This is a genomic window from Pseudoalteromonas sp. SG45-2 (assembly GCF_014164115.1).
Lineage (GTDB): Bacteria > Pseudomonadota > Gammaproteobacteria > Enterobacterales > Alteromonadaceae > Pseudoalteromonas > Pseudoalteromonas distincta.
This window is the reverse complement of the sequence record NZ_JACJEO010000003.1, coordinates 144,385-157,797: the sequence shown is the minus strand read 5'-3', so window position 1 is coordinate 157,797 and position 13,413 is coordinate 144,385. Positions and strand designations below refer to the sequence as shown.

11 protein-coding genes are annotated in these 13,413 nt (G+C 40.8%); 8 read left to right on the top strand and 3 right to left on the bottom strand.

Annotated elements, in window-relative coordinates:
• Positions 1-3: 3 nt before the first annotated feature.
• The 3 genes from H5116_RS03010 to H5116_RS03000 all read right to left on the bottom strand — a co-directional run bounded on the left by H5116_RS03010 (position 4) and on the right by H5116_RS03000 (position 3,081).
• Complete coding sequence (locus H5116_RS03010) at positions 4-420, bottom strand: SufE family protein (protein WP_182715527.1); 417 nt, start codon at positions 418-420, stop codon at positions 4-6.
• A 33-nt stretch (positions 421-453) separates the two neighbouring features.
• Positions 454-1,680 (bottom strand): SufS family cysteine desulfurase, encoded by a 1,227-nt coding sequence (locus H5116_RS03005; RefSeq protein ID WP_182715526.1) that lies wholly within the window; start codon positions 1,678-1,680, stop codon positions 454-456.
• 114 nt (positions 1,681-1,794) lie between these two features.
• Positions 1,795-3,081 (bottom strand): citrate synthase, encoded by a 1,287-nt coding sequence (locus H5116_RS03000; protein ID WP_002961796.1) that lies wholly within the window; start codon positions 3,079-3,081, stop codon positions 1,795-1,797.
• Positions 3,082-3,501: 420 nt separating this feature from the next.
• On the opposite strand from H5116_RS03000, the gene sdhC reads away from it, so the two are divergent.
• From sdhC to sucD, 8 genes are all read left to right on the top strand, one after another.
• Positions 3,502-3,879, top strand: a complete 378-nt coding sequence (gene sdhC, locus H5116_RS02995) for a succinate dehydrogenase, cytochrome b556 subunit (protein ID WP_122975019.1) — start codon at positions 3,502-3,504, stop codon at positions 3,877-3,879.
• A complete protein-coding gene (gene sdhD / locus H5116_RS02990) occupies positions 3,870-4,217 on the top strand; it encodes a succinate dehydrogenase, hydrophobic membrane anchor protein (RefSeq protein WP_002961798.1) in 348 nt (115 codons plus the stop codon). The genes sdhC and sdhD overlap by 10 nt, the downstream gene beginning before the upstream one ends.
• Positions 4,218-5,990, top strand: a complete 1,773-nt coding sequence (gene sdhA / locus H5116_RS02985) for a succinate dehydrogenase flavoprotein subunit (protein WP_002961801.1) — start codon at positions 4,218-4,220, stop codon at positions 5,988-5,990.
• 10 nt (positions 5,991-6,000) lie between these two features.
• Complete coding sequence (locus H5116_RS02980) at positions 6,001-6,717, top strand: succinate dehydrogenase iron-sulfur subunit (RefSeq protein ID WP_002961804.1); 717 nt, start codon at positions 6,001-6,003, stop codon at positions 6,715-6,717.
• 91 nt (positions 6,718-6,808) lie between these two features.
• A complete protein-coding gene (sucA, locus tag H5116_RS02975; RefSeq protein ID WP_182715525.1) occupies positions 6,809-9,628 on the top strand; it encodes a 2-oxoglutarate dehydrogenase E1 component in 2,820 nt (939 codons plus the stop codon).
• A gap of 3 nt (positions 9,629-9,631) precedes the next feature.
• On the top strand, positions 9,632-11,149 hold the full coding sequence (odhB, locus tag H5116_RS02970; protein WP_039487977.1) for a 2-oxoglutarate dehydrogenase complex dihydrolipoyllysine-residue succinyltransferase: 1,518 nt from the start codon (positions 9,632-9,634) through the stop codon (positions 11,147-11,149).
• Between the two features lie 177 nt (positions 11,150-11,326).
• Positions 11,327-12,493 carry an ADP-forming succinate--CoA ligase subunit beta gene (sucC, locus tag H5116_RS02965; RefSeq protein ID WP_002961809.1) on the top strand — a complete coding sequence of 389 codons (1,167 nt, stop codon included), beginning with the start codon at positions 11,327-11,329 and terminating at the stop codon, positions 12,491-12,493.
• Entirely contained in the window at positions 12,493-13,365 is an 873-nt protein-coding gene (gene sucD, locus H5116_RS02960) for a succinate--CoA ligase subunit alpha (RefSeq protein ID WP_002961811.1), read from the top strand. Before sucC ends, sucD begins: the two co-directional genes overlap by 1 nt.
• Positions 13,366-13,413: the final 48 nt, after the last annotated feature.

Here is a 13,413-nt window from a genome sequence, read left to right as displayed (position 1 = left end):
TCGTTAACTAAGCTTGTGTTGTGCCATGGTTTGTATCTTATCAACCATGGCTTTAATACCATTACCACGTGATGCGCTTAAGTGGCTTATAAGGCCGAGCTTTTCAAATTCTTCATACGCATTTTTATTCACTACCTGTTCTGGTGTTAGCCCGTTATAAAGCGCTAAAATAATAGCTAATAATCCTTTTACTATACGAGTATCAGAGTCACCTATTACAACAAGTGTATTTTCGGTTAAGTCAAATTCAACGAACATCCATACTTTGCTTTCACAGCCTGGTACAAGTGCGTCATCAGTTTTTAAAACATCAGCTAAAGCCGGTAATGTTTTTCCTAAAAGCATTATTTCACGATATTTTTGCTGCCAAGCAGGTGCATTTTTTATAGATTCTGTGACTTTGTTAAACGTATTTGTCATGAGTTATCCTAATTAATTCTATTAAACTGGCGTTCAATCTAATAAAGCGATACATTTTTTAAGTGAATCAATGAATATATCTACATCTTTGTAGGTATTATAAAAAGAAAAACTCGCTCTTAACGTTCCATTAAGCCCTAAATGTGTCATTAATGGTTGCGTACAATGGTGTCCACTTCTGACTGCAACCCCATATCCGTCAAGTAAAGTTGCCAAATCATAAGGATGTTCATCTTTAAAATTAAAACAGAGTGTACCAATATTGTCAGATAGGTTGCTGAATATGGTAATGCCATCCACCTTTACCAATTTTTGTGCCGCGTAACTAAACAATTCTTGTTCATATTGCTGTATTTGCACGTGATCTAATTCATTTAAATAGTCTAATGCGGCACCAAAGCCTAAAACTCCAGAGATATTTGGTGTGCCAGTTTCAAATTTTGCAGGCGCAGGGCGATAAGTGCTATGAGTTAAGTAAACTTTATCGATCATTTCACCGCCGGATTGGTAAATATCTAGCGTATTTAGCTCTTCATATTGGCCATAAAGTACACCTAAGCCTGTTGGACCGAGCATTTTATGGCTTGAGCAAACATAAAAGTCACAGTTTAATTCACGTAAATCGGGTTTTAAATGCAGTGCACCTTGGGCTCCGTCCACTAAAACAAGCGAATTCACCTCTTTTGCAGCTACAATTAGTGGCTTTAAATCAGTGATATTACCCAGTGTGTTCGATGCTTGTGTAATAGCTAATAAGGCAGGTTTTGTTTCTTTTATAAATTCACAGCATTGTTGTATGTTTAGCGTGCCGTTATTATTAAGCGGCAGAGAGACTAATTTAGCTCCCGTCTGTTGGCTTACTAGTTGCCAAGGCACTATGTTTGCGTGATGCTCAAGCGGAGATATTATTATGGTATGACTTTCATCTAAACGCTTTTTTAAGCCGTTAGCGACCAAATTTATGGCTTCTGTAGCACCTTTAGTCCATACAATCTCTTTACTAAACACATTAAAATACTGTGCAGTTTTATCCCGTACTTGTTCGTATGAATAAGTGGCTTGCTCGCTAAGTGTATGGCGTCCACGGTGTACATTTGCATTTTGAAACGCATAAAACTCAGTAATTGTATCTATAACTGATTGAGGCTTTTGTGAGGTTGCTGCTGAGTCTAAATAAACAAGCGGGCAGCCGTTTATTGTTTGATTTAATGTCGGGAAGTCTTTTCTAATTTTATTTATATCAAACTTTAAAGTAGGCATAGCTCATCTACATAGTGTTTTTAAGGCAGGGATTGTAATCGGTTTATGATAATTCTCAAGTGCTGTTAATAAAAAAGGCCGCAAAATGCGGCCTTTTAAACTAACCAGCGCTAATTAACGCTTGTCAGTTGATACGTAGTCACGTTGAGTGTAACCAGTATACATTTGGCGAGGACGGCTGATCTTATGACCAGGTTGAGATAGCATCTCATCCCAGTGAGTGATCCAACCAACAGTACGTGCCATTGCAAAAATTACAGTGAACATGCTTGTTGGAATACCAATCGCTTTTAAGATAATACCAGAGTAGAAATCTACGTTAGGGTATAGTTTCTTCTCTACAAAGTACGGGTCTTCAAGGGCAATTTGCTCAAGCTTCATAGCAATATCAAGAAGTGGATCTTGGATATTTAGCTCAGCTAAAACTTCATGACACGTTTGACGCATTACTGTAGCACGTGGGTCGAAGTTTTTGTAAACGCGGTGACCAAAGCCCATAAGGCGGAATGGGTCAGCTTTGTCTTTAGCTTTAGCAACGTATTCATCAATACGGTCCACAGAGCCAATCTCTTCTAACATGTTTAAACATGCTTCGTTAGCGCCGCCGTGAGCAGGTCCCCATAAAGAAGCAATACCAGCTGCAATACATGCATACGGGTTAGCACCTGATGAACCAGCAAGACGAACTGTTGAAGTCGATGCATTTTGCTCATGATCTGCATGAAGCATAAAGATTTTATCCATAGCTTTAGCAGTTACAGGGTTAACTTTATATTCTTCAGCAGGCACAGAGAACATCATGTGTAAGAAGTTTTCTGCGTAGCTTAAATCGTTACGTGGGTATACAAACGGTTGGCCGATGTTTGTTTTATAGGCCATTGCAGCAATAGTTGGTAACTTAGCAACTAGCTTAACTGCACTTGTTTTACGTTGTTCTGCATCAGTAATATCAAGGTCTTCATGATAAAAAGATGATAATGCACCCACTACGCCACAAAGCATTGCCATTGGGTGAGCGTCAAAGCGGAAACCTTGGAAAAAGTTAGCAATCTTCTCGTCAAGCATAGTGCTTGTAGTGATTTCATTCTTAAAAACTTCATATTGTTCTTTAGAAGGTAACTCACCATTTAAAAGTAAGTAGCAAAGCTCAATATAGTTAGAATCTTCAGCTAATTGCTCAATTGGGTAACCACGGTGAAGTAGTACACCTTTACCACCATCAATATAGGTGATTGCAGATTCACAAGAACCAGTCGACATGAAACCTGGGTCATAAGTAAAGTGACCATGTGAACCTAACGTACGTACGTCGATTACATCTTGGCCAGCAGTGCCTTGATAAATTGGAAGTTCGATTGGATCTAGTCCATCAATATGGACTGTGGCTTTTTTATCTGCCATCGCTATGTATCTCCTATTAAGATATCTATTCTGATTTTTAGATTTTAAAGTTCTGAAATCTGTTTTAAGCACATCTTCGCATTTTAACGTGAAAGAGGGGGTTAAAGTCAATTTTTATAAACATTATGCATATATGTATAATAAATATTCGGTATTAATTAAATATAATACTATTGGCTAATTCGCAAACATCTCTAAATAAACAAGAATTGTAAAAAGTCCTGTGGGTATATATACTAACAGTGGTTTTAAACCGTATTGTATTTGGGTAAACATATTCTTAACAGCTTAAAATTTACTGTTTTGTGAACTTTAACTATTTTGATACGTTTATTCTGATAGTTCCATCAGTAATATTTGGTGGGTTTTTAGAAAAACAAGTAGATGAGCTCCACTGTGAGCAAAGATGGGCAAGTAACTGTGAAAAAGCAAAGACCTGTAAATCTAGATCTAACAACTATATCTATGCCGGCAACGGCTAAAGCTTCAATTTTTCACCGCGTCACCGGTGTTGCATTGTTTTTTGCTTTAACGTTTGTCATTTGGGCTTGGTCTGAGTCTCTCTCTTCAGCTGAAGGTTTTGAATTCGTCAAGGGTCTGTTTAACGGATTCATTGCCAAATTTATAGCTTGGGGCACTGTTTCTGTATTAGGTTATCACCTTATTGGTGGCATCCGTCATATGATTATGGATATGGGACATTGGGAAGAACTTGAATCAGGTAACCTCAGCGCTAAAGTATCAATGGCTCTTGGTGTTGTGTTTGCCGTATTGGCAGGGGTGTGGATATGGTTTTAAATCAAGCAACTCTAAAACGTGATGGTGTACAAGATTTCGTATCTTTACGTACCACGGCATTAATAATCAGCGCGTACGCGATTTTTATTATCGGCTATTTTTTAGCGACGCCAGAAGTCACTTTCGAAGCCTGGACAGGCCTCTTCTCTAACCTAGCAATGAAAGGGTTTACTTTAATTACCCTTATTTGCATTATGGTTCATACCCGCATTGGCCTTTGGCAAGTTCTTACAGACTATGTTAAGTGTTCGAAGTTGCGTGCTGTTTTAGGTTTTGTTTTAAACCTAATGGCCGTTGCTTACGTAGCTATTGGTCTAATCGTATTATGGGGTGTTTAAGTGAAATATTCTGTTCGTGAATTTGACGCCGTAGTAATTGGTGCAGGTGGTGCTGGTATGCGCGCTGCTTTAGCAATTACAGAATCTGGCAAAACGTGTGCATTAATATCTAAAGTATTTCCAACGCGCTCACACACTGTATCTGCTCAAGGTGGTATTACAGTAGCGCTTGGTAATTCACACGAAGACAACTGGGAATGGCATATGTACGATACCGTTAAGGGTTCCGATTTTATCGGTGACCAAGACGCTATTGAATACATGTGTCAAACTGGCCCAGAAGCTATTACTGAATTAGAAAACATGGGACTACCATTTTCTCGTTTTGAAAATGGCCGTGTTTACCAACGTCCTTTCGGTGGTCAATCGAAAAACTTTGGTGGTGAACAAGCCGCACGTACTGCGGCTGCTGCTGACCGTACTGGTCATGCTTTACTTCATCTTCTATATCAACAAAACGTTAAAAACAAAACAAATGTATTCTCTGAGTGGTATGCACTTGACTTAGTTAAAAACGACAATGGCGATGTAGTAGGGTGTACAGCAATTGAGATTGAAACAGGTGAAATCACTTTCTTCAAATCTAAAGCAGTTGTATTAGCCACTGGTGGTGCAGGTCGTATATTCGCATCAACAACAAATGCTCACATTAACACCGGTGACGGTGTTGGTATGGCAACACGCGCTGGTATTTCTATGCAAGACATGGAAATGTGGCAGTTCCACCCAACGGGTATTGCAGGTGCTGGTACGCTAGTAACTGAAGGTTGTCGTGGTGAAGGCGGTTATCTTTTAAATAAAGATGGCGAGCGCTTCATGGAACGTTACGCACCAAATGCAAAAGACTTAGCGTCTCGCGATGTTGTTGCGCGTTCAATGATGACTGAAATCCGTGAAGGTCGTGGTTGTGATGGTCCTTGGGGTCCTCATATCAAGCTGAAACTTGACCATTTAGGTGAAGAAACGCTTAACCTACGTCTTCCTGGCGTATGTGACCTAGCTAAAACTTTCGCTCACGTTGACCCAGCTAAAGAGCCAATTCCAGTAATTCCTACTTGTCATTATATGATGGGTGGTGTTCCTACTAACGTAAATGGACAAGCACTACAAATCGATGCTCAAGGCAACGAAAAAGTAGTTGAAGGTTTATTTGCTGTTGGTGAGATTGCATGTGTATCTGTACACGGTGCAAACCGCCTAGGTGGTAACTCATTACTAGATTTAGTTGTATTTGGCCGTGCTGCTGGTAACTTCTTAGGTAAATACCTTAAAGATGTTGAAGTATCAAAAGCGGCTTCAGAGTCAGATTTAGAAGCGTCTCTTGCACGTTACAACCGTTGGGAAAATTCAACGGCTGGCCAAGGTGAAGATCCAGTTCAAATCAAAAAAGACCTACAGCAATGTATGCAGCTTAACTTCTCGGTATTCCGTGAAGGCGATTCAATGGCTTCAGGTCTTCAAGAACTTAAAGAAATTCGTGAACGTCTGCAACATGCTCGTCTTGATGATAAATCATCAGACTTCAATACGCAGCGTATCGAATGTCTTGAACTAGACAACTTAATGGAAACAGCTTACTCAACTGCAGTAGCTGCAAACTTCCGTACAGAAAGCCGTGGTGCACATTCTCGCTTTGACTACCCAGATCGTGATGACGAAAACTGGTTATGTCACTCAGTATTCAATCCTGTAACGGATGAAATGAGTAAGCGTGATGTAAACTATGCGCCTAAAACGCGTGAAGCTTTCCCACCTAAAGCACGTGTTTACTAGGAGATAGACGATGGCACAAGTACAATTTTCAGTTTATCGTTATAATCCAGATGTTGACAACGCTCCTCGTATGCAAGAATACACCTTGCAAACAGAGGAAGGTCACGACATGATGGTGTTAGATGCACTTATTCTTTTAAAAGAACAAGATCCTACACTATCTTTTCGTCGTTCATGCCGTGAAGGTGTGTGTGGATCTGATGGTGTTAACATGAATGGTAAAAATGGTTTAGCATGTATTACTCCTTTATCTACGCTACAAAAAAATGGCAAAGGTAAAATTGTAGTACGTCCGTTACCAGGCTTACCTGTGGTTCGTGACCTTGTTATTGACATGAGTCAGTTCTACACTCAGTACGAAAAAGTTAAACCTTATTTAATTAATGATCAGCCTGCAGCAGGCGAGCGTCTTCAATCTATTGAAGAACGTGATAAATTAGATGGGCTATATGAGTGTATTTTGTGTGCATGTTGTTCGACATCGTGTCCTTCGTTCTGGTGGAATCCAGACAAGTTCATTGGTCCAGCAGGCCTTCTTCACGCTTACCGTTTCTTAGCTGATAGCCGAGATACAGCAACTGAAGAACGTTTAGCGGATTTAGACGATGCGTTCAGTGTGTTCCGTTGCCACAGTATCATGAACTGTGTTAGCGTTTGTCCTAAGGGTCTTAACCCGACTAAAGCAATTGGGCAAATCAAATCTATGTTATTAAACCGAGCGGTTTGATTACTTAGTAAACGTAAGATGGCTAATACAGATTATTAGCCATCTTGTTATGATAACTATTAATTTCTGCGCTAAAGAAAAGGGCTTATAAATGCACGAAGGTGTGATGAAGGCATGGCTAGAATCTTCACATTTAAACGGCGGCAACGTTGCTTATGTAGAAGAGCTTTATGAAGCGTATTTAGACGATGCGACTTCTGTGCCAGATGAATGGCGAGAAGTGTTCGAACAATTACCTAAAGTTGATGGTGTGGATGTTGAAGTAAAACATTCAGAAGTTCGAACGCAGTTTGCACAGCTTGCAAAAAACAAGCATAGAGAAGTAGTGGTAGCAGAGGGTAGTGGCGGTGACCTTAAACAGGTTAAAGTTCTACAACTTATTAATGCTTTCCGTTTTCGTGGACACCAAAATGCAAACCTAGATCCATTAGGTATTTGGCAACGAGAGCGTGTACGAGATTTAGAGCTAGAGTACCACGACTTATCTTCAAGTGATTTTGACCGCGAGTTTAACGTAGGATCGTTTGCCGTAGGCCGCGATACTATGCCTTTAGGTGAACTATACCAAGCACTAAAAACTACATATTGTGGTTCAATTGGCGCTGAGTATATGCACATCACATCAACAGAGGAAAAGCGTTGGTTACAACAGCGTTTAGAATCTGTCCAGTCTAGGCCAAAATTCGAAAAAGACGAAAAGCTGCGTATCCTAAAAGGATTAACTGCTGCTGACGGACTTGAAAAATATTTAGGGGCTAAGTTCCCAGGTGCTAAGCGTTTTTCACTTGAAGGTGGCGATGCGCTAGTTCCAATGTTAAAAGAGCTTATTCACCGCGCAGGTGAAAGCGGCCAACAAGAAGCTGTTATTGGTATGGCTCACCGTGGTCGTTTAAATGTTCTTGTAAATGTACTTGGTAAAAATCCATCAGAATTATTTGATGAGTTTGCTGGTAAACATAAAGAAACATTAAGTTCTGGCGATGTTAAATACCACATGGGTTATTCATCTGACTTTGCTACTAAAGGTGGCAATGTTCATATGGCGCTTGCGTTTAACCCGTCTCATCTTGAAATTGTAAATCCAGTTGTTATGGGCTCAGTACGTGCTCGTCTTGATCGCTTAGGTGACAGTTCTGGTATTAAAGCTTTACCAATTACAATTCATGGTGATTCTGCGGTTACAGGCCAAGGTGTTGTACAAGAAACGTTTAACTTATCACAAACTAACGCGTTTAGTTGTGGTGGTAGTATTCGTATTGTTGTAAATAACCAAGTTGGTTTTACTACATCAAAACAAGACGATGTACGCTCTACAGATTACTGTACTGACATTGCTAAAATGGTTCAGTCACCTATCTTCCATGTTAACTCTGATGACCCTGAAGCAGTTGCATTTGTTACTCAAATTGCACTTGATTTCAGAAACCAGTTTAAACGTGACGTAGTAATCGATTTAGTATGTTACCGTCGCCATGGTCACAATGAAGCTGATGAGCCTAATGCAACTCAGCCTGTTATGTACCAAAAAATTAAAAAGCACCCAGTTCCACGTTTAATTTACGCAGATCAACTTATAGCTGAAGGCTCTTTTTCTGAACAAGAAATAAAAGCACTTGCTGATGAGTACCGTAATGCATTAGACGAAGGCAATTGTGTTGTTTCAGAAATACAACCAGAGACATCGCATTCTTCAGATTGGGCAAAGTATGTTGGCCATGAATGGGATGTTGATTACGATGCCAGCGTACCTGTTGAAGAGCTCAAAGCACTCGGTGAGAAAATCGCTTCTTACCCAGAGCAATATAAAGCACAGTCACGCGTTAAAAAGATTTACGATGATCGTAAATTAATGGCTTATGGTGAGAAACCTCTAGATTGGGGTATGGCAGAAACACTTGCTTATGCAACAATTGCAACTGAAGGCACTGACATTCGTTTAACTGGTCAGGATTCAGGGCGTGGTACATTCTTCCATCGTCATGCTGTTGTTCACAGTCAATCAGACGGCGCTACTTATACACCTCTACAGCACTTAAGCGAAGATCAAGGTACTTTTGAAGTATTTGACTCTGTTTTATCTGAAGAAGCTGTTGTTGCTTTTGAATACGGTTATGCAACTGCAGAGCCTACTTCATTAGTACTTTGGGAAGCACAGTTTGGTGATTTCGCCAACGGTGCACAAGTTGTATTTGACCAATTCCTAAGTTCTGGTGAGCAAAAATGGGGCCGTTTATGTGGTCTTACAATTTTGTTACCACATGGCTATGAAGGACAAGGTCCAGAGCATAGTTCAGCTCGCTTAGAGCGTTTCCTACAACTATGTGCTGATCACAACATGCAAGTATGTGTTCCATCTACTCCTGCACAAGTTTACGCTATGCTTCGTCGTCAATCAGTTCGACCACTACGTCGTCCGTTGATTGTTATGACGCCTAAGTCGTTGCTTCGTCATCCTCTTGCAACTTCATCGCTTGAAGAGCTATCGCATGGTGTTTTCCATAATATGATCGACGAAGTTGATGATATTAACCCTGAGAAAGTTGAACGCGTTGTATTTTGTAGTGGTAAAGTTTATTACGAACTATTACAAGAGCGTCGTAAGCTAGAGCAAGATAATATTGCTATTGTTCGTGTTGAGCAGTTATATCCGTTCCCACATGACGAAATGCAAACAATTATGGAGCGTTACCAACACGTAACTGATTTTGTATGGTGTCAAGAAGAGCCACAAAACCAAGGTGCATGGTACTGTTCACAACATCACTTTATTGATGCAATCCCACAAGGTGCTAAATTAAAATATGCAGGACGTAAAGCGTCTGCATCACCAGCGTGTGGTTACATGTCAGTACATACTAAAGAACAACAAGCGCTCGTTGCCGACGCGCTTACTATAGAAAATAAAGGATAAGCAATGAGCACAGAAATTAAAGTTCCTGTTCTTCCTGAGTCGGTTGCAGATGCTACCGTTGCTACATGGCATGTAAGTGTTGGCGACAAAGTAACTCGCGATCAAAACTTAGTAGACATTGAAACAGATAAAGTGGTTTTAGAAGTTGTTGCACAGCATGACGGTGTAATTACAGAAATATCACAAGAAGAAGGTGCAACCGTACTTGGCGATCAAGTTATGGGTTTACTTGGTGATGCTGATGCAGCGCCAGCAAGTGAAGGTTCATCTAAAGAAGAATCAGCACCAGCTAAATCAGAAGACGCGCCAGCGGCGCAATCAGCACCAGCATCAGAAGGTAAAGAAGTGGACATTAAAGTACCTGTACTTCCAGAATCAGTTGCAGACGCAACAATTGCTACATGGCATGTACAACCAGGTGACGCAGTAACACGCGACCAAAACTTGGTAGATATTGAAACAGATAAAGTTGTTCTTGAAGTAGTAGCTCAAGAAGATGGCATCATGGGTGATATCATTCACAACGAAGGCGATACTGTACTAGGCGAGCAAGTAATTGGTTCGGTTAAAGCAGGCGGTGCACCAGCGGCTCCAGCTGCAAAAGCAGACGAAACGCCAGCAGCAGATTCTAGCGAAAGTTCAGATGTGTTAACACCATCAGTTCGTCGTTTAATTGCTGAGAAAGGCTTAGACGCTTCTAAAATTAACGGCACGGGTAAAAATGGCCGCGTAACTAAAGAAGACGTTGATACGTTCTTAAAAGCACCAGCCCCAGCGGCTAAAAAAGCAGAAGCTTCTGCTCCTGCAGCACCGATGGGCGATCGTACTCAAAAACGTGTTCCTATGACTCGCCTGCGTAAAACGATTGCTACACGTCTTCTTGAAGCTAAAAATTCAACTGCAATGTTAACAACATTCAACGAAGTGAACATGGAACCAATCATGAGCCTTCGTAAGCAGTACCAAGAAGTATTTGAAAAGCGTCATGGCATTCGTTTAGGTTTCATGTCTTTCTACGTGAAAGCGGTAACTGAAGCACTTAAACGCTTCCCAGATGTTAATGCATCAATTGATGGTGACGATATTGTTTACCATAACTATTTTGATATCAGCATTGCAGTATCTACTCCACGTGGTCTAGTTACTCCAGTACTTAAAGATTGTGACAAACTATCTGTTGCTGAAATCGAAAAGGGTATTCGTGAATTAGCACTTAAAGGTCGTGATGGTAAGCTAACGCTTGCAGATATGACCGGTGGTAATTTCACTATTACTAATGGCGGCGTATTTGGTTCATTACTATCTACACCTATCATTAACTTGCCACAGTCTTCAATTTTGGGTATGCATAAAATCCAAGACCGTCCGATGGCTGTAAATGGTAAAGTAGAAATACTTCCTATGATGTATTTAGCTCTTTCTTATGACCACCGTATCATTGATGGTAAAGAATCAGTTGGTTTCTTAGTGACTATTAAAGAGTTACTTGAAGATCCAACTCGCTTATTGCTAGATGTTTAATCTAGTTGTATGAAATGTAAGCTGTGAATGAACATTCACAGCTTTTTTTTTGCGCCTTTGGTCTTACTGGGGTTTTCATGTTAAGCCTTGGGATCTATACTAGGTGCGCAATTTGGGATAGTTGTTTATTTGAAAAAATATTCAGCTCTTTTAGTATAAAAAATTGGATAAAGCATCATGAATTTGCATGAGTATCAGGCAAAACAACTTTTTGCCGAATATGGTTTACCAGTTTCTCAGGGTTTCGCTTGCGATACACCTGAAGAAGCTGCAGCAGCTGCTGAAAAAATCGGCGGTGATATGTGGGTTGTTAAAACTCAGGTTCACGCAGGTGGACGTGGTAAAGCTGGCGGTGTTAAGCTAGTAAAAACTATCGACGAAGTAAAAGCGTTTGCAGCTAACTGGTTGGGTAAAAACCTAGTTACTTACCAAACAGACGAGAAAGGTCAGCCAGTAGCTAAAATTTTAGTTGAAAGCTGTACTGACATTGCTAACGAATTGTACCTAGGTGCAGTAGTTGACCGTGCATCTCGCAAAGTAGTTTTCATGGCGTCTACTGAAGGCGGCGTTGAAATTGAAACTGTTGCAGAAGAAACACCAGAGCTTATCCACAAAGCTGAAATTGATCCATTAGTGGGTCCTCAAGCTTACCAAGCACGTGAGCTAGGCTTTAAATTGGGTCTTAACCCAGTACAAATGAAGCAGTTTGTTAAGATCTTTATGGGTCTTGGTAACATGTTTACTGATTTTGATTTCGCACTACTTGAGATCAACCCGTTAGTAATTACAGACGAAGGTAACCTTCACTGTCTTGACGGAAAAATCGGTATTGATGGTAATGCACTTTACCGTCAACCTAAAATCCGTGAGTTCCACGATCCATCTCAAGAAGATGCACGTGAAGCACACGCAGCAAGCTTCGAGCTTAACTACGTTGCTCTAGATGGCAATGTTGGTTGTATGGTTAACGGTGCAGGCCTAGCAATGGGTACTATGGACATCGTAAACCTACACGGCGGCAAACCGGCTAACTTCCTAGATGTTGGTGGCGGCGCGACTAAAGAACGTGTTTCTGAAGCATTCAAAATCATCCTTTCTGACGATAATGTTAAAGCTGTTTTAGTAAACATCTTTGGCGGTATTGTACGTTGTGACATGATTGCTGAAGGTATCATTGGCGCAGTTAAAGAAGTTGGCGTAAATGTACCTGTAGTTGTACGTTTAGAAGGTACTAATGCTGAATTAGGCCGTGAAGTTCTTAAGAACTCAGGTCTAGATATCATTGCTGCTGAATCACTAACAGACGCTGCTGAGAAAGTTGTTGCTGCTGCGGAGGGCAAATAATGTCTGTATTAATCAATAAAGATACAAAAGTTATCTGTCAAGGTTTCACTGGTGGCCAAGGTACTTTCCACTCAGAGCAAGCGCTTGAGTACGGTACACAAATGGTTGGTGGTGTAAGCCCAGGTAAAGGCGGTCAAACGCACCTTGGTCTTCCTGTATTCAACACAGTTCGTGATGCTGTTCAAGAAACTGGCGCAACTGCTTCAGTTATCTACGTACCAGCTCCTTTCTGTAAAGATGCAATCTTAGAAGCTATCGATGCTGGCATCGAGCTGATTGTTTGTATCACTGAAGGTATCCCTACGCTTGATATGGTTGACGTTAAAGTTAAACTAGATCAAACAGGTACTCGTATGATCGGTCCTAACTGTCCAGGTGTTATTACTCCTGGTGAGACTAAGATTGGTATCATGCCTGGTCACATCCACAAACCTGGTAAAGTAGGTATTGTTTCTCGCTCTGGTACTTTAACGTACGAAGCGGTTAAGCAAACTACTGATGCTGGTTTTGGTCAGTCTACGTGTGTTGGTATTGGTGGTGATCCAATCCCAGGTACTAACTTTATCGACGTTCTAGAAATGTTCGAAAAAGATCCACAAACTGAAGCAATCGTAATGATTGGTGAAATTGGTGGTACTGCAGAAGAAGAAGCTGCAGAGTACATCAAAGCTAATGTAACTAAACCTGTAGTATCTTACATTGCTGGTGTTACTGCACCAGAAGGTAAGCGTATGGGTCACGCTGGCGCAATCATCGCAGGCGGTAAAGGTACTGCTGATGAGAAATTTGCTGCATTAGAAGCTGCGGGCGTAAAAACTGTACGTTCACTTGCTGAAATCGGTAAAGCACTTAAAGAGAAAACAGGCTGGTAATTGCTTGTTTCCTCTGAAAAGGCCCGCTTATGCGGGCCTTTTTGTTAT